This window comes from Chloroflexus sp. (assembly GCF_049970315.1).
In the GTDB taxonomy this organism is placed as follows: Bacteria; Chloroflexota; Chloroflexia; order Chloroflexales; family Chloroflexaceae; genus Chloroflexus.
Window position 1 is genome coordinate 84,124 of the sequence record NZ_JBMFNE010000013.1, and the last position, 17,447, is coordinate 101,570.

At 54.1% G+C, this 17,447-nt stretch carries 18 protein-coding genes and 1 tRNA gene; 8 read left to right on the forward strand and 11 right to left on the reverse strand.

The features are described 5' to 3' along the window. Positions 1-110 precede the first annotated feature (110 nt). A complete protein-coding gene (locus ACP5OT_RS10645) occupies positions 111-695 on the reverse strand; it encodes an ANTAR domain-containing response regulator (protein WP_424675370.1) in 585 nt (194 codons plus the stop codon). Between the two features lie 247 nt (positions 696-942). Here ACP5OT_RS10645 and ACP5OT_RS10650 point away from each other — a divergent pair, with 247 nt between their 5' ends. The 4 genes from ACP5OT_RS10650 (at position 943) to ACP5OT_RS10665 (ending at position 3,991) form a co-directional block, all read left to right on the forward strand. Next, positions 943-1,599 carry an O-methyltransferase gene (locus tag ACP5OT_RS10650; protein WP_287904892.1) on the forward strand — a complete coding sequence of 219 codons (657 nt, stop codon included), beginning with the start codon at positions 943-945 and terminating at the stop codon, positions 1,597-1,599. 147 nt (positions 1,600-1,746) lie between these two features. Further along, positions 1,747-3,504 (forward strand): GAF domain-containing SpoIIE family protein phosphatase, encoded by a 1,758-nt coding sequence (locus tag ACP5OT_RS10655; RefSeq protein ID WP_424675369.1) that lies wholly within the window; start codon positions 1,747-1,749, stop codon positions 3,502-3,504. Positions 3,505-3,555: 51 nt separating this feature from the next. After that, positions 3,556-3,646: transfer RNA gene (locus tag ACP5OT_RS10660), tRNA-Ser, on the forward strand. Positions 3,647-3,697: 51 nt separating this feature from the next. Continuing rightward, on the forward strand, positions 3,698-3,991 hold the full coding sequence (locus tag ACP5OT_RS10665; RefSeq protein ID WP_424675368.1) for a DUF2203 domain-containing protein: 294 nt from the start codon (positions 3,698-3,700) through the stop codon (positions 3,989-3,991). Between the two features lie 16 nt (positions 3,992-4,007). On the opposite strand, the gene mnhG is transcribed toward ACP5OT_RS10665, so the two are convergent. From mnhG to mbhE, 7 genes are all read right to left on the reverse strand, one after another. Beyond that, entirely contained in the window at positions 4,008-4,361 is a 354-nt protein-coding gene (gene mnhG, locus ACP5OT_RS10670; protein ID WP_424675387.1) for a monovalent cation/H(+) antiporter subunit G, read from the reverse strand. After that, positions 4,361-4,615, reverse strand: a complete 255-nt coding sequence (locus ACP5OT_RS10675) for a monovalent cation/H+ antiporter complex subunit F (RefSeq protein WP_424675367.1) — start codon at positions 4,613-4,615, stop codon at positions 4,361-4,363. Before ACP5OT_RS10675 ends, mnhG begins: the two co-directional genes overlap by 1 nt. Before the next feature lie 17 nt (positions 4,616-4,632). After that, positions 4,633-5,145, reverse strand: a complete 513-nt coding sequence (locus ACP5OT_RS10680; protein WP_424675366.1) for a Na+/H+ antiporter subunit E — start codon at positions 5,143-5,145, stop codon at positions 4,633-4,635. Positions 5,146-5,153: 8 nt separating this feature from the next. Next, positions 5,154-6,671: a proton-conducting transporter membrane subunit gene (locus tag ACP5OT_RS10685; RefSeq protein ID WP_424675365.1), complete on the reverse strand. Its 1,518-nt coding sequence runs from the start codon at positions 6,669-6,671 to the stop codon at positions 5,154-5,156. Positions 6,672-6,737: 66 nt separating this feature from the next. Further along, the gene (locus ACP5OT_RS10690) at positions 6,738-7,088 is read right to left on the reverse strand and encodes a sodium:proton antiporter (RefSeq protein WP_287904910.1); all 351 of its coding nucleotides are present in this window, start codon (positions 7,086-7,088) and stop codon (positions 6,738-6,740) included. Beyond that, positions 7,085-7,630 (reverse strand): Na+/H+ antiporter subunit B, encoded by a 546-nt coding sequence (locus ACP5OT_RS10695; RefSeq protein WP_428132074.1) that lies wholly within the window; start codon positions 7,628-7,630, stop codon positions 7,085-7,087. Before ACP5OT_RS10695 ends, ACP5OT_RS10690 begins: the two co-directional genes overlap by 4 nt. Next, positions 7,566-9,938, reverse strand: a complete 2,373-nt coding sequence (mbhE, locus tag ACP5OT_RS10700; RefSeq protein WP_428132077.1) for a hydrogen gas-evolving membrane-bound hydrogenase subunit E — start codon at positions 9,936-9,938, stop codon at positions 7,566-7,568. The genes ACP5OT_RS10695 and mbhE overlap by 65 nt, the downstream gene beginning before the upstream one ends. 259 nt (positions 9,939-10,197) lie before the next feature. Between mbhE and ACP5OT_RS10705 the strand changes: the two genes are divergently transcribed. Further along, positions 10,198-10,578, forward strand: a complete 381-nt coding sequence (locus ACP5OT_RS10705) for a cupredoxin domain-containing protein (RefSeq protein WP_424675362.1) — start codon at positions 10,198-10,200, stop codon at positions 10,576-10,578. A gap of 9 nt (positions 10,579-10,587) precedes the next feature. On the opposite strand, the gene ACP5OT_RS10710 is transcribed toward ACP5OT_RS10705, so the two are convergent. Further along, positions 10,588-11,697, reverse strand: a complete 1,110-nt coding sequence (locus tag ACP5OT_RS10710) for a calcium/sodium antiporter (RefSeq protein WP_424675361.1) — start codon at positions 11,695-11,697, stop codon at positions 10,588-10,590. 330 nt (positions 11,698-12,027) lie between these two features. Here ACP5OT_RS10710 and ACP5OT_RS10715 point away from each other — a divergent pair, with 330 nt between their 5' ends. Then, positions 12,028-13,023: a TerC family protein gene (locus tag ACP5OT_RS10715; protein ID WP_424675360.1), complete on the forward strand. Its 996-nt coding sequence runs from the start codon at positions 12,028-12,030 to the stop codon at positions 13,021-13,023. 72 nt (positions 13,024-13,095) lie between these two features. On the opposite strand, the gene ACP5OT_RS10720 is transcribed toward ACP5OT_RS10715, so the two are convergent. Continuing rightward, positions 13,096-14,028: an alpha/beta fold hydrolase gene (locus ACP5OT_RS10720; RefSeq protein ID WP_428132080.1), complete on the reverse strand. Its 933-nt coding sequence runs from the start codon at positions 14,026-14,028 to the stop codon at positions 13,096-13,098. Between the two features lie 192 nt (positions 14,029-14,220). Between ACP5OT_RS10720 and panB the strand changes: the two genes are divergently transcribed. Continuing rightward, complete coding sequence (panB, locus tag ACP5OT_RS10725) at positions 14,221-15,060, forward strand: 3-methyl-2-oxobutanoate hydroxymethyltransferase (protein WP_428132082.1); 840 nt, start codon at positions 14,221-14,223, stop codon at positions 15,058-15,060. 71 nt (positions 15,061-15,131) lie between these two features. Beyond that, positions 15,132-15,965 (forward strand): pantoate--beta-alanine ligase, encoded by an 834-nt coding sequence (panC, locus tag ACP5OT_RS10730; RefSeq protein ID WP_428111521.1) that lies wholly within the window; start codon positions 15,132-15,134, stop codon positions 15,963-15,965. Between the two features lie 109 nt (positions 15,966-16,074). Here the strand turns inward: panC and ACP5OT_RS10735 are convergent, their stop codons facing one another. Continuing rightward, positions 16,075-17,424, reverse strand: coding sequence for an aspartate aminotransferase family protein (locus tag ACP5OT_RS10735; RefSeq protein WP_424675356.1), 1,350 nt, complete (start codon positions 17,422-17,424; stop codon positions 16,075-16,077). Between the last annotated feature and the right edge of the window lie 23 nt (positions 17,425-17,447).

The following is a 17,447-nucleotide window of genomic DNA, read 5'->3' on the forward strand; positions in this document are numbered from 1 at the left end:
GTCTAAGATGATGCCACGCCATGGTGCAGAAAGGATGTTAGCTATCATATCCCTTCGCGATCTTTGCGTCCTTCGCGTCTTTGCGTTTCCCACCCTCTGCGCCTTCCGAGTCACGAGCCAAGCAACTCTTCCGCCTCGATAATCGCCTGCGCAATATCCTTCATCTTAGTACGTTTATCACGAGCACGCTGGCGCAGCCGCTCGTAAGCGTCACGCTCAGTAAGGCCAAGGCGTTGCATAAGGATACCCTTCGCCCGCTCGATCAACTTACGTGCCTCAAGTGCCTCTTGCAACTCGAGATTCTCATTCCGCAAACTCTGCATTTCTCGATGGCGTGCTAAAGCAATCGCAATTGCCGGTGGCAACTCTTGCTCATTCACCGGCTTCACTAAATAGGCCAGCGCACCAGCAGCTTCGGCACGTCGAATCGTCTCCTTATCGGCAAACGCCGTCAACATCACAACCGGTATTCCCGTCTGATCACGGATTCGCGAGGTTGCTTCGGTACCGTCCATCTCCGGCATCCGAATATCCATAATCACCAGATCAGGTTTCAGGCGACTAGCCAGCATTACCGCCTCTGCACCGGTGCGAGCAATACCAACTACCTCGTAGCCCAACCCCTTCAGTTGCTCTTCAAGAGTGAGCGAAACGAGATCATTATCCTCGGCAATTAGGATACGAATCGCGGCCACGGCTGCCCTCCCGCTGCAAACTTACGCATATGTGATAACTCAGATCATACCACAAGATAGGCATCACCGTAAGACGTTCAGCCTTCTATCTTGCCCGTAACCGAGAACAGATAGCCACAGATCGTACTTCAATAATGCCAAGGGTGTGATACAATTTAGTCTGAGCCGAATTGTTTGCATATGCAACTGACGCCATTGGGGCGACAGCCGCATGTACCACCGCGAAAATCTAGGTTAGGAGGGCGTGATGCGATACGACATCACGAATATTGCAATTGAAGACTATCTCCACGATCTGATGCCACCGCGTGACGAGGTTTTGGCAAGCCTTGAAACACGCGCCAAACAGCAGGGTCTATCACTCGTTGGGCCGGTACAAGGGCAATTTCTCTATTTACAAGCACTGATGATGAATGCCCGCAACGCGCTCGAAGTCGGTATCACTACGGGATACGCCGCAATCTACATTATGAAGGCACTCCGCCAAACCGGTGGCAAGATGACGGCTATCGAACGCAACCCTGAGCGCGTGAAGTTGGCTACCGAGGTGATCAGTGCAGCGGGAATGAGCGATCTGATCACCATTCATCTCGGTGAATGGTACGAGTTGTTACCATCGCTGAACGAACAATTTGACCTGATCTTCCTCGATGTGCTCCGCAGTTCATCCAACGATATGCAGGCAACCCAGGCCCTGGAGTTGTGTGTTCCTCTCTTGCAACCTGGTGGTGTCCTGATTGCCGATAACGTGCTGTGTAGCGCGCAAGTGCTTGAAGAAGACGTTTCGCCACTCGTGCGTGGCATCCAACGCTTCAATCGGGCAATTATGGAACATCCGCAGCTTGAGTCGGTGATCATTCCGTTGCGTGACGGGGTTTCGATCAGTCGGAAAAAGCTCTCATAGCCCATCTCAACGAATAAACGTAGTGGATCGCGCACGAGCGAACAACGAGCGCAACGATCCATTCGTTTATTCGTTGTTGGATGTCTTTTTACTCTACCCACACCATCTCACTTCACTCGTCTGACGATCAGCTTAGTTTACTATATTATGTCATCTCAACGTATTGCTGAATGGGCCGCATTACGCTCACTTACTCACGCACTGAATCAAACCCGCGATTTGCGTGTCGCCCTCGATGCAGCGCTTACACATATTCTAGAGCTAACCGGATTAGAGGCGGGCTGGATCTATCTCCGCGATGAGCGAGATCAGTTCGTCCTTGCCGCTCGCCATCGGCTCCCGCCGGCTCTCAACTATCCCGGGTTAGCCTGGCAAGGTGAATGCGCGTGTCAGGTGGCATGCCAAACCGGCCAACTCCGCGAGCCATCGCTCATTGACTGTTCGCGGCTACGCATTGCTATTGGGGATAAGCGTGGTCTTTCCCACCACGTTTCGGTCGAGTTGCACGATGGCCTACGCACGGTTGGTTTACTCAACCTCGCGACGAGTCGTTGGGCGCGACTTGCAATTGCCGATCAACACCTGATCGCTGCTATTAGTCACATATTGGGGACGGCTATCGCCCAAGCGCGTCTCTATGCGGAAGTAAGCGTTCGACGAGGACAAGAACGACGCGCCTTACTGTCACTCTCACAAGAGTTACTCGGCAGTGACGATCTTGAGCCGACGTTGCAGCGGCTTCTCCGCATCGGCACTCGCCTACTCGACGCCGACGCCTGTGCGTTTATCGAGGCTGATGAAGAGGGTGGACGAGCTATCTTACGGGCATGTCATGGCTGGGAGCTACCATCAGATCAGGCTTGGCCGATGATCCTTGATGATGAGCATCCACACTTGTGGTATTTGCCAGAACGCAGCAGCCAACTACCGGCAGAAACCCTCCAACGCTTACCACCACTCTTATGCCGACAAAACTTTCAAGGTCATCTTGCGGTACCGATTGAGATTGGTGGCACACCGATCGGCCTGCTGATGGTCAATACTGTTTCTAGCCGTACCTTTCTCGATAGCGAAGCAGAGCTGCTTGGCCTGCTTGCCAGCCAATTAGCCCAATTGATCGACCGCGAACGACTTCATCAGGCAGAGCTTGCACGTCAGCGACTCGAGCGTGAACTTGATTTGGCGAGTGAAATACAGGCGAGTTTTTTACCCGATTGTTGTCCACTGTTACCGGGCTGGCACATTGAAGCCTTCTACCGCGCCGCCCGCCGCGTCGGTGGCGATTTTTACGATTTTATCGAGACGTCACCCACTGCCTCCGGCCATAATCCACGCTTCGGGATAGTTATTGCCGATGTCACCGATAAAGGCGTCCCGGCTGCACTCTTTATGGCCCTTTCACGAACCATCTTGCGGGCAAGTGCCATCGACGGTCGACCGCCGGTTGCCGTTCTCCAACGTGCTAACCGCATTATCCTCGCCGACTCGCGCGCCGGTCTGTTCGTTACTTGCTTCTATGCCCTGCTTGACCCGAGCACCGGCCATCTTACGTATGCCAACGGTGGTCATAATTACCCTTTACTCTATCAACGGGCTACCGGACAGGTTACACCGCTCGCTGCACAAGGGATTGTACTTGGCATCATTCCCGATCCGCAGTTTACACCTGGCGAAATCATCCTCGAACCGGGTGATGTTGTGCTGTTCTACACCGACGGCATCACCGAAGCGATGAATCCACAGCGCGAACTATTCGGTGATGAGCGCTTGTCCACAGTACTACGCTCCGTCAGTCACCTCTCACCACACGAGATTGTAGAGGCCATCCTGCAAGCCGTCTCCGCTTTCGTCAGTGATACCCCGCAAGCCGACGATATGACCATGGTGGTGCTTAAGCGGGTGTGAACCGCTTGCACAGATCGCTCGATCTCGCTATAATAAGCCAAGACGCGACACGGGGAGATGACGGAGTGGTTGAACGTGCCCGTCTCGAAAACGGGTAGGGCCTAATAAGCCCTCGTGAGTTCGAATCTCACTCTCCCCGCCAATTTGCGCCCGACCTGCCACAGGTTGGGCGCTGCGATTTTTGAGGTGTGCTATGACTCCAACCGAACAGCGGTTGCGTGAACAGCTCGAAGAACAACTGCGCCTCAATGAGTGGCTGTATGAGCAGCTCGAACGGCAACGAGCCATGAATGCCGAATTACGAAAGGCTGTCGCCGACCTCGCCCGTGCCTTCCAAGAGTCACTCGCTGCTGCCGTTGCAGCCGGTGAAGCCGGCGATATCGACGCAATCCGACGCTTGACCCGCGCGAACCAGCAGTATTGGCAACACTATTTGCAGCAGATTGTGGCAGCCGCCCAACGCGGTTCGTCGGCAGACAATCGGTAACCGGTGCGGTTATGACTTAGCGTAACCGACCTTGTTCCATATCGTATTTACCGACCAAATCGTCTTGCACCGTCTGTGGTGCGCGGCGTACTCCGGTCAAATAGGCAGCCCGATCAAGCATATGGGCAGCAACCGGTGCCGTTAACAAGAAAAATGCAATTAAGGCTATCATCTTTGCGGCTGCTACCAGATCACCATGATGGACTGCGACTGATAGTAGCACACCGGTTACGCCTAACGTACCGGCTTTGCCCGTGGCGTGAACGCGGGTGTAGAGGTCAGGCAGCTTTAACATACCAATCGCCGCCAACAACATGAACACGACACCGATAGTTGCCAGCACGAGGGTTACAATCTCTTTGAGATCCATCAACTACGCCCCTCCTCAATATAGCGCGCAATCGCCACCGTGCTAAGAAAACCTAAGACGGCAACGACCAAGATCGCATCAACAAGCGCTAACTGATCGGTTATCACCACATACAGTGCCACCAACGCAACAACGTGTACCATCAGGGTATCGAACGCCATTGCTCGGTCGGGAATACTCGGTCCCATCAAGAGACGAGCAGTGCAGAGTATCATCGAGATCGCGACAATCCCCATTAATATTGCTATCAGCATATTGAACATAGCTACCTCTACGGCAACAATTCCATCACCCGCCGCTCGAAATTCTGCTTAATATCGTCCCGCACTGCATCGGCATCTTGCACATCAATACAGTGAATGTAAATCGTGCGCCGATCCGTTGACACGTCAAGCGATACCGTCCCCGGCGTCAGTGTGATCAGGTTAGCCAGCACGGTAATCCCGGCATCACTCTTCACATCAAGTGGAATAGCGATAATGCCCGGTCTAATATCAGCTACCCGTCGGAAGAGCACAATCCGGGCCATATCAATATTTGCCTTGAGAATACTCCATAAGGCAAACCCAATAAAGGAAATCCATTTCAGCGTTAGCCGTGCATAGTTCCGATTATCGATACGCGAGCGGCCCAACCCCCCGTCGGTAAATGGCGCGCTCAGGAAGCGGCTTGCAAGCGTCACCAGACTGTAGCTGATGATGAGCCCAACGATGAGATCGGGCAGGGTAAAACTGCTCTGCAAAGCCATCCACGTCAGGGTGAGTATCAGCACCAATACGATCATATCGACCTCTACTTCACTGCAGCCCGATACACCGCTTCACAACCATCTGCCCCACAGACGGCGGTAATGTATGTTGCCCGGTCAAACGCCTGTTGCCCGGCAATCGTGTTGTACTCAACGAATGGCCCCGCCAGCAAGCCAAGAGCCACACTCAGGATAACGAGGGCTGCACCCGGTGCGAGCAACCCAAAACGCACCCGCGGTAACCGATTAACATCTTCGTATGACTTCTTCCAGAAGACTTCGTTCCAAATTTTGAGCATCGAGAAGAAGGTCAGAATACTCGTGCCGGCGGCAACAGCCGTGATCAGATACTCCTGTTGGCTGACACCTACTTGCAAGAGAATGAGTTTGCCAATAAAGCCACTCAGTGGTGGAATGCCGGCCAGCGAGAGAATCCCAAGGAACCAGAACAACGCCAGCCATGGTTCACGCCGGGCCAGACCGCCCATCTTCTTCAGATCGCCGGTCCCGTTGATTTGTTCGGCAGCTCCCCCGATAAAGAACAGTGCCATCTTGACGATCATAACGTGGGCGGTAAAGACAAGACCGGCGGCGAGACCGGCAGCACTCGCCAAGCCTAACCCCATCACGCTATAGCCGATCTGACTGATGATATGAAAGCTGAGGATGCGGCGTACATTCATCTGCGCCACTGCCCCCAACACGCCAATCACCATCGTCAGACCGGCCAACAGGATGATCCACGGCCCATAGATCGCCAATTCGTTCTGGAACAGCAACCCAAACACTCGGTAAAGTGAATAGACACCCACCTTCGTCATCAAGCCACTAAAGATTGCCGTTACCGCGACCGGCGGTGTATGGTAACTCGATGGTAGCCAGAAGAAGAGGGGAACAATTGCTGCTTTGCTGCCAAAGGCAAAGAGAAAGATGCCGGCCAGCACCGTCTGCAAACCGGGATTACCGAGCGTTGCCATACGCTCGGCAATATGCGCCATATTGAGCGTCCCGGCAAACCCGTAGGTCAATCCACACCCAAACAGAAAACTGGTACTACCCAACAGATTGAGCACCACATACTTCAAACCACCTTCGAGCTGGTCACGGCTACCACCGAGCGTTATCAGGCCAAATGAGGCCACCAGCAATACCTCAAACCAAACGTACAGGTTGAAGAGATCGCCGGTCAGAAACGCACCGCTGACGCCGAGCAACAAGAGTAACAAGAGTGGATAGTAGAAGTGTCGTTCGCGCTCGTTATCTACCGAGTAAAAGCTATAGATGACGGTAGGAAGCATGAGCAATGCTGCCAGCATCACCATAAGCGCGCTCATGCCATCAACGACCAGCGAGATACCAAACGGCGCCAGCCAACCCGATGCCTGCGCCACTAACGGCCCCCTTGTCGGCACAACACTCATCAGCCATAGGCCGTACCCGAGGTTGATGAGTATGCTGGTGATGGTAATAGTCCTCGCAACGAGGCGTTGGCGGTGAAGCAAAACGGCCAGTGCTGCACCGATCAGCGGTGAAACAATCGGCACGAAGAGATGAAAAACCATGGTGCTATTCCTGCCATTCGCTATACTGCGCGCTAAGGCACCAACTATTCGCCCAACAGTGTTCCCTTACAATCGGTCAGTTGTCGAAAGATCATCAAGATCGTCGCTTCCAACCGCCTGATTCGAGCGATAGGCCAGTGCTAACACAAAAGCGGTAAACCCAAAACTGATCACGATAGCGGTTAAAATCAGTGCCTGCACCAACGGATCGGCGACACCGGGTGGCGGTTGGCCGTTAGCATCAACCAGTGGCGGTGCGCCACGGCGCACTCCATCGCCCATAGTGAAGATGAGCAGGTTGACGCCATGACTCAACATGATTAGCCCCAAAATCAGCTTGACCACGGAGCGGCGCAGCATCAAGTAGGTAGCACCGCCGAATAGCGAACCGATTGCAATCGCCAACAGGATGATCATGCAACCTCCTCGCCCTCTGCTTCAACAGGCGCCGATTTCATTGCCGGTAAGGGGAAGAGGGTAGGCTCTTCGACCAGCAATAAAGCGATCTTTGTCGTCACCCCAATCACCGTTAGATACACCCCTACATCAAACAGTACCGGCGTACCGATCTTACCAACACCAGGGATCGGTTCAGGCAACCAAAAAGCCTGCATGTAGGGTAAGCCGGAAAACAATGCCGGCACACCCCAAATCGCGCCAAAAAAGACCCCAAAGGCAGCCAACATGAGATAATTGATCGGCAAAATCCGGCGAGCCGTCTTCGGCCCAAACGCGATCATTTGGAGGATGATTGCGCTTGCGGCTAACAAGCCGCCGATAAAGCCACCGCCAGGGAGATTGTGCCCACGCAGCAGCATAAATATCGATAGGAGCATCAGCAGCGGCATCATCAGCCGGCTGATCGTGCGCAGAATCAGCGAGTCGTAGAGAGCACTATCTCTGGGTATCGATCGGTTCGCCGACCGGTTCGGTAGTGGGAACTCGTTCCGGTGTGACATTATCTTTCCCCTGTCGTAGACGCAACAACCCGTAGATACCGAGCAGAGCAATAAACAAGACGGTAATTTCGCCCATTGTATCGAAACCGCGGAAGTCAACCAAAATCACGTTGACCACGTTGGCGCCTTTGCCCTTCTCAAGGCTATTTTCGAGAAAGAACGGAGCCAATGAAGCGAAGGAGGTATTGGTAGCGATAGCCAATACCAAACCGCCCATCAGTACGCCCATCACGGTTGCGAGGATCGCATCGCGTCGCCGCACCCACGCCGCCGAAAAGCTCTCGAACCGCACCGGCAGAACAGAGAAGACGAGTAACAAAAAGACAGTAGAGAGCACTTCGATCAACAGTTGGGTTAAGGCGAGATCGGGAGCCGAGAAGAGCACGAACAGGAGCGAAACCATCGCACCGACCACGCCGACAGCAATAATGGCTCCCAAGCGGGTACGCGCCCGAATAGTAGCGATTACGCCAATGGGAATGAGCGACGCGGCCAGTATCTCATAAAACTGCAATTGCGGATCAACGTCGAAGCGAACCGCATCGAAACCAAACCTTACAAACGGCACCCCAACAAACACCAACATCGTCAGTGCGGTGATCAAGATATAGCGCCGTAACTGACCCGATTGGAGCATGCGGGTCAACGCCGTAGCACCGGCCAGAGTTTGTTCAATCAGACGGTCGAAAATCATATCGCCCCGCGACCACACCGGCCAACCACGCAGATCCGCCAATTGCTCACCGAAGCGTGCCAACACCGCGCCCATCACAATCGCGCTAAGGCTGACGAGCAGCGCCGGATTGATCCCGTGCCAGAGGGCCAATTCGACCTCAAGCGCCTTACCGTAGATCGCCGAGCTGGCCGGTCCGATCAATCCGCTTATCGGGCCGAGCAATGCCAGAGGGATGAGCAGCGACAACAAGGCCGGCACGCCAGGACCGACCAACATCCCCGGTGTGGGGTCAGTAATGTGTTGCTGCATCATGGCCATACTGCGCTGACCGAGAAAGGTATTGCTAAACAACCGCCAGCCGGTAATCAGATACGCCACTGCGGTCACGGCAATTGCTGCCACTGCCAACACACTGAGCGTTGCGCCGAGTTCGGTCTCGAGGGCCGCCTCCAGCATCAGCTCTTTGGCAACAAAACCAAACATTACCGGAATACCACCAAACGAAAGCAGAGCCAACGCTGTAATCACCATCGTGATCGGCATATACGAACGTAGCCCACCCAGCCGCCGCAGATCGCGCGTTCCACACTCATGGTCGATCACACCGGCCAGCATGAACAGGGCCGATTTATAGAGGGCATGGGCCAAAATATTGGTCGCCACCCCTTCAGCGCCATACTTACCACCCAGACCGATCTGCATTGTCAAAGCACCTAACATACTGATGGTAGTATAGGCGAGCATCGCCTTGAGATCGAACTGACGCATTGCCACAATTGCGGCGAAGGTCATGGTAGTACCACCAACCACGGCCAGTGTCACGTCCCATAGGGCGGTACCGCCCAGTGCCGCGCTGAGCCGCGCCATCAAGTAGACACCGGCCTTGACCATCGTTGCCGAATGGAGGAAGGCACTCGCCGGCGTTGGTGCTTGCATCGCCCCCGGCAACCAGAAGTGAAACGGAACTTGGGCCGACTTGGTAAAACAGCCTATAAGGATCAACACCACTGCGGCTGGATAAAGCGCATGGGTTTGCAAGCGATCACCGGCGGCCAGAATATCGCTCAACTCGTAACTTCCGGCAGCTTGCCCTAGCAACAGTAAGCCAACCAGCAGTGCCAACCCACCACCACCGGTCACGAGAAGTGAATGCAACGCGCCACGCCGGGCATCGGCGTAATCGTGCTTGTAGCCGATCAGCAAATACGACGTAACCGAGGTCAATTCCCAGAACACGAACATCGTCAGTACATTACCGGCCAATACCAATCCGAGCATTGCCCCCATAAACAGCATCAGGTAGGCTAGAAAGCGGCCCAGACCACTGTCCTTGGCAAGATAATGACCGGCATAACCGACGATCAGCGTTCCGATCCCGCTGATAATCAGCGCGAAGAGTAAACTTAACCCATCAAGGGTAAAGCTAAGCTGAAGCCCCAACGCCGGTACCCAATCGATCCGCTCAGCGACATGGCCGCCTGACCAGACCGGGCCGGCCTGTACGAGTGTCAAGCCAAAGATCGCCAGCGGGATCAGAGCCAACCCCCACGCAATCCGTTCACGACCGGAAGCGCGAGCAATCAGCGCCAACGGTGCTGCGGCTAGTGCAATCAATACCAGTGGATAGAGCATGCTCTCCTCAACCAACTACTGTAGAAACTTGACGCTTCACTGAGGGTAAGATTAACAAGCAGGATACCGATGGCTGCTACAATAATTACTACACACCGATTGCCAATGCACACAGTAATACATTAGCCCATCTACTTGCCATACCGGCAAGCGATTACACAACAGCCGATCATTCTTTGAAGGTTAGGTCTTTTGCCATTTTACCCGAAAACCGCTAAGCTGTCACAGGCGACCTATCATACATCGCACGCAGAGTATCATGATGAAGACAACACTTCATTCGCTGACCAAGCACATTGTGCTCATTACCGTCGTTCTTATCGGTGGACTGCTCTTGCTCAGCGCTTGCGGTGAACCGCTGCGTGAACGCACGATTGAAATCACCGCGACCGAAATGCGCTTTGATCCTGACCGGGTCGAAGCCCAAACCGGCGAACAGATTTTTATCCGTCTCCGCAATCGCGGCCAAGTTGCGCACAGCTTTACCATCGAACTTCCAGCCGGTGATCGCACCGTCTCAGCCGATCCGGGCGTTGATGCAATTTTGACGTTTCGAGCACCGGCTCCCGGCGAATACCGGTTTTATTGCCGTATTCCCGGCCACGAAGCGCAACAGGGCGTATTAGTTGTCCTACCGTAAGGCGGTGGATTACGATTGCACCTTCTGCCAATCACGGCGACGGATGGCGTGGAAGGTTAGAATGGCGAGCGTTACCACCGTGATCGGCAAGACAAACGACACCATCACACTGCTAAACGCCGGTAGTGCATCGTGCTGAGTTGCAGCCAATAACACGTAAGTCGTATAAGCGATGTAGTAGCTTAAGAAGAGCACGCCTTCCCATCGATTAATACTAAGACCGGTGATGAAAATAGGCAATGTAGCGAAAGCGACCGCAAGCATCACCGGGAGATCAAAGGTGCTCACTGCCGGAGCTACCTGCAATCCACCGGGGGTCACCAGGGCTGCCAACCCAAGAATGCCGAGAATATTGAAGATATTACTGCCAATGACATTACCGACGGCAATATCACGCTCTCGCTTGATGGTAGCCACAATCGATGCAACCACTTCGGGTAATGACGTACCGGCAGCGACAATGGTTAGACCAATAACTACATCGCTCACCCCAAAGGCTCGGGCGAGCATCGTCGCACCGTCGACCAACCAGTTTGAGCCGAAGCTCAAGCACAGCAGCCCACCGACAATAAAACCGAGGTTGACGAACCACACGCGCGGAGAACGTTGCTCTGGTAACGTGTTCGGACCGAACTCTTGAGCAAACTCGACCTGAGCAGCCATACTCTCTTTACGGCTAGCGTAGATCGCCCAGATGGTATAGATCAACAACAGACTAAACAAGAGGAATCCATCGAGCCAACCTATGACACCATCGAGCGCTAACCCGGCAAAAAGAAGGGAAATGACTATCATCAACGGCACTTCTCGCCGGATGAGCTGCACAGCGACGATCAACGGACTAATTAGCGCACAAGCACCCAGAATGAAGAGAATATTGAAAATATTACTGCCAATCACATTCCCTACCGCAATATCGCTCTTACCAGCTAAACCGGCTTGAATACTCACAGCCAGCTCAGGCGAACTCGTCCCAAACGCCACGACCGTTAGACCAACGACGAGCGGCGAAATACCGACCAGCACCGCCAATCGGCTCGCACCGCGCACCAATAACTCACCACCAATGCTGAGGAAGATCAAGCCACCGATTAATAACGACAGTACCGTACCGGTCATTGTAATACCTGCTCCTACTATCGATTAAGTGTGATCAATGATATTACCACAATCGTTGATAATATCAGTAAATAACTTTAATTGTGAGTGAGGTTTTTCGTTATTCCGAGTACCATCCTGCAACAGGCAGGTAGGAATTTTTTCCCTATGATAAACGGTCAACATACGCTATAGTTCAAGAGGTTGGGGAGTAGCCGCCTGCGCTGTGCAGGTCGATGCCGCCGTCAAGACGGAATACATTATTCCCGGTTGCATCGAGTATTAGATACTGGCGAGACCGACGCAGGAGAACTGCGCTCGGCTCGCCTTTTTCATGAGGAGTAGTGTCAAATGTTCGACACATTATGGGTTTGGATTGGATTTAATCTGTTTGTTCTTGCACTGCTCGCAATTGACTTAGGCGTGTTTCACCGTGAAGCACACGAAGTCTCGTTACGTGAAGCAGCCATTTGGAGTGTGGTCTGGATTACTCTAGCCCTGTTGTTCAACGTGGGTCTGTACGTTTTCTGGGATCAGATCATGCCGGGGAGCAGTCTCAGTGCGAGTGATGCGGGGCTAGCGTTCTTAACCGGCTATCTGATAGAAAAAGCGCTGAGTGTTGATAATATCTTCGTCTTTGTACTAATCTTCTCGTATTTTGCAGTACCGGCTAAATACCAACATCGCGTGCTATTCTGGGGAATCATAGGCGCACTCATTATGCGCGGAACGATGATTTTGGCCGGCGCCGCCTTGATCAAGCAATTCCACTGGATTATTTGGATATTCGGTGCCTTCTTGATCTTCACAGGAATCCGCATGGCGCTCTCCCAAGACGAGCAAGTTGAGCCAGAGAAAAATCCGGTCGTGCAGATGTTCCGTCGCTTTGTACCGATTAGCGATCGCTACGACGGACAAAAGTTTTTCACCCGTCACAATGGTGTCTTGATGGCGACACCATTGTTGCTCGTCTTGGTGATGGTCGAAACCACCGATCTGATCTTCGCCGTGGATTCAATCCCGGCCATTTTTGCCGTCACCCAAGAACCGTTTATCGTCTACACATCAAACGTCTTTGCGATTTTGGGCTTGCGTGCGCTCTACTTTGTCCTCGCCGGCGTGGTGCATCTATTCCACTACCTCAAATTGGGGTTATCGGTAGTGTTGTCCTTTGTGGGGATAAAAATGCTCTTACCCGACCTGAGTGCTGCGCTCGTCGGGGTAAGCTGGAAGATTCCGACCGGAGTCTCACTTGGAGTGGTAGCAACGGTTATCACCGTATCGATCATCGCATCGCTCGTGCGGGCACGAACGGTGGCAGCCGGCGAACACATCGCATCATCATAAACCACGATTGTAAAGGGGCGCAACATATTTGCGCCCCTTCGTATCGAACCCCTCTTATGCTCGACAACACCCCTAACTATCAGAATGGAGATATTGGTATTCGTCGTGAAGTGGCGATGGTACCAATTCGGCAATCAGATGAACGATCTGATCGGGCTGTTCTTGATGCGGCATATGACCACAGCGCTCGAGATGAATATAAAGCGCACGTTGCTCTAACAACACCTCAGTTGCTTCGATCATTTCACCATCGACAATCAAGTCGTGTTCGCCGGCAATCAGCACGGTTGGTATTGCGTATTGGCTCACCAGATCAAGATAGCGGTGACAGCGAAAAAAAGCATCGATGGCCAGCCAGCGCAACGCCGAGAGGGTAGCCCGACGTTGGATGGGGTGGTGAATCCGCGCCCACACTCGCCGACGTAAAAAGCGCTGCTCACGTGCCGGCAACGCATAAAGATTAGCGTAGAAGGGTTGCAGACTGAGAAAGGCTAACTCCTGCGAGCGTTGCATCCCCGCTAACACCAACTCACCGATCCCCGGTAAGAGAAGCGTCCATTGCTCGACACGCGGGAAATGCCGCTTGATCGGCAGGCAACCGCCGACCAGAATTTGCTGTTGGACGACATCGGGCAGACCGATACTCAGACGTTGGGCAATCATCGCACCGAGCGAATGCCCAACCAGCGTTACCGATTGCAACCCCAGCTTCCCGATGAATTCAGCCATCGTGCGGGCAAAGAACGTGAGGCTGTAGCCCGCAATCGGGCCAGAACTGCGGCCAAAGCCGGGGAGATCGGGAGCAATCACGCGGTAGGCGCGGGCGAGTTGGGGAATAATAGAACGCCAGGTATCGGCTTCATCACCTAAACCGTGGATAAGAAGGAGGATCGGTGCAGTTGCTGAGCCGGCATCATAATAAAAAATATCATAGTGAGACAGCGCAACACGCCGAGCATACGGAACAAGATGAGCCGGGATATCCATCGTTGGATGTAGTTTCATAACATGTAGATGTAGGAGAGGCGACACTTGTTAGATCGTAAGCGAATAACATGATTTTGTCAAATATCTTTTAGGATAGATAGTACTTTATTCAGTCATACACCGGTAATCATCCCCCCTTTTGTACTATTCCGTGCTACAATCGTCAGACCGGAATAACCGGTAACAAATGTTAGACAAAAGGAGCCGGCAATGCGTACAACAATTCGGGATATTCAGCAGATGCGTGCCCGCGGCGAGCGCATTCCGATGGTCACCGCCTATGACTATACGTCAGCCCAAATCGCCGATCGCGCCGGGATTCCGATGATTCTGGTGGGCGACTCGTTAGGGATGGTAGTGTTGGGCCACGAGTCGACGGTATCGGTGACCCTCGACGAAATGATCCACCATACTCGCGCGGTCGTGCGTGGCGCACGGAACGCACTGATCATCGGTGATTTACCATTTCTGACGTATGCTTCACCAGAACAGGCGGTGATTAGTGCCGGACGGATGTTGCAAGAAGCCGGTGCGCAAGCGGTGAAGCTGGAAGGTGGCGTGCATATTGCGCCGACGATTGCCCGGTTGGTTCATTTGGGTATCCCGGTCATGGGGCATATCGGCTTTACGCCGCAAGCGGTCAATCAGATCGGGTTGCGAGTACAGGGGCGCCGGGCCAACGAGGCGCGGCAGTTGCTGGAAGATGCGCTGGCCGTACAAGAGGCCGGTGCATTTGCCATTGTGCTTGAGCTGGTACCCGCCGAATTGGCCCAGGCGATTACCGAACGTCTCCACATTCCGACGATTGGGATCGGGGCCGGGGCCGGTTGTAGTGGACAAGTACAGGTTTGGCATGATTTACTTGGGCTGTACAGTGATTTTGTGCCACGTCATGCCCGTCGCTACACCGATCTAGCAACGATGATCGGGGAAGCACTGACGCAATACGCGCAAGATGTACGTACCGGTACATTTCCCGGTCCTGAACATAGCAGCCGAATGGATCCGACAGAATTGGCAGCAGCATTGGGCAACCTCGATGAGTCGTGAGAACGGTCAGCCGGCGTCGCCATCACGAAGACGCAGATCGGTGAGCAATTGGCAGACAAGAGGAAGATGTTATGCAGGTTGTGCATACAATAGCAGAAGCACGCCGCGCCCGAGCGGCGTTTGACGAACTAGGTTTTGTGCCGACAATGGGCTATCTGCACCAAGGTCATTTGGCGCTCGTTGAGCAGGCACGCGTCGAATGCCCGGCGGTCGCAGTGAGTATTTTTGTTAATCCCACCCAATTCGGGCCACACGAAGATTATGCCCGTTATCCGCGCGATACGGCGCGCGATCTGGCGCTGCTCGAAGCCGCCGGGGTCGATCTGGTATTCATCCCAACCGTCGAAGAGATGTATCCACCCGGTTTCGGTACGTATGTCATCCAGCCTGCCGCCGATGAGGTGTTGGAAGGGGCGGCCCGACCCGGTCATTTCCGAGGTGTGGCAACGGTGGTATGCAAATTGTTTAACATCATTCAGCCGACCAAGAGCTATTTTGGGCAGAAGGACGCTCAACAGACCATCGTTGTGCGACAGATGGTACGTGATCTGAACATTCCGGTCGAGATTGTGATTGTGCCAACAGTGCGCGAGCCGGACGGATTGGCCCTGAGTAGTCGGAATGTGTATCTCACCCCAGAGCAACGAGCGGCGGCGCCGGTGCTGTACCGCGCCTTACGAGCGGCCGCCGAACGCTACGCTGCTGGTGAGCGGAGCGGTGAGATGCTACGGGCAGTGATGCGTGAGGTATTGGCAACCGAGCCGTTGGCAAAACCGGAATACGTTAGTGTTGCGCATCCGCACACGTTACGTGAGCTGGATCAGATTGGACCAGAAGGGGCATTGCTGTCGATGGCGGTTCGATTCGATCAGGTCCGGTTAATCGACAATTGGGTATTATTGTAGGCGGCGCACGGCTGTGCGCCGGGTAGGGTAGCGGCGCACGGCTGTGCGCCGGGTAGCGGCGCACGGCTGTGCGCCGGGTAGCGGCGCACAGCCGTAATGGAATGAGGGATTATGTGGTAGCGACGGTTGCCTCGATGGCATCGGCAATAATGCTGACGATACGGTCAACCTGTTCGTAGGTGGTGACAAGGGGTGGGGCGAGACAGATGGTATCGCCGACGACACGGGTGAAGAGACCGCGTTCCGTCATCGCTTTCTGAACTCGTACACCAACATTGGCGCTAGGCGGGAAGGGTTCCTTCGTAGCGGTATCGGCGACCAGCTCGATGCCGGCCATCATACCTTTGCCGCGGACATTGCCAACATGCGGTAAAGCGTACAATTCTTGGAGACGGCGCAACATGTAATCGCCCACTTCGGCGGCACGCTGTACCAACTCTTCGCGCTCGATGATCGCAATGTTTGCCAGAGCTACTGCACAGGCGGTCGGGTGGCCGGAATAGGTGAAGGCGTGCATCCACCGTTGCTCGGGCGGGACCGTCTCGATCACCTCGTAGATGCGGTCGCTGACACCGATACCACCGAGTGGAATGTACCCTGAAGTAATCCCTTTGGCAAACTGGGCAATGTCGGGTTCGATCCCATAATGCTCCAGACCAAACCACCGTCCGGTACGACCAAAACCGGTGATAACCTCATCGCTGATGAGGAGCACGTCGTAGTAATCGCAAATCTCGCGAATCCGCTTGAAGTAGTCGTCTTGGGGTGGAATGACGCCCCCGGCACCCTGCACCGGTTCGGCGATGAAGGCAGCGACGGTTTCTGGTCCTTCGCGGAGAATTGCCTCTTCGAGCAGATTTGCCGCCGCCACACCATCGCTTAGGTGGGGAGTCGGATTGACAAAGCGGTAAGGGTAGGGCGACTCGATGTGGATAAACCCAGGCACCCGTGGCTCAAACATCGGCCAGTAGGCGGGAAGGCCGGTAGCACTCATCGCAGCCATGGTGACGCCGTGATACCCTTTCATCCGCGAAATAAACTTCACTTTCTCCGGCTTGCCGACGGCCTTCCAATAGAAGCGGGCCGTCTTGAACGAGCTTTCGGTGCTCTCGGCGCCGCCTGAGGTGAAGAAGAAGTGGTTGATACTTGGGTAGAACAGTTCGCTCAACTTGCGCGCCAACTGGATGGCAGGCAGATTGGTAGAACCGACATACGATGAGTAGTACGCCAGTTGTTTCATCTGGGCGCATGCAGCTTCGGCCAGCTCTACGCGACCATGACCAACATTCACATTCCACAGCCCACTGAGACCGTCGATGTACTCACGGCCTTCAGCATCGATCACAATCGCGCCCCGCCCGGCGACCCAGACCTTAGGATGTTGGTGCGCTGTCGGGTGAGCTAAGGGATGGATGAGATAGTCGTGATCGGCCTGAATCGGATCGAACAATTCGTTCACACATGCCTCCTCACTAGCGATGT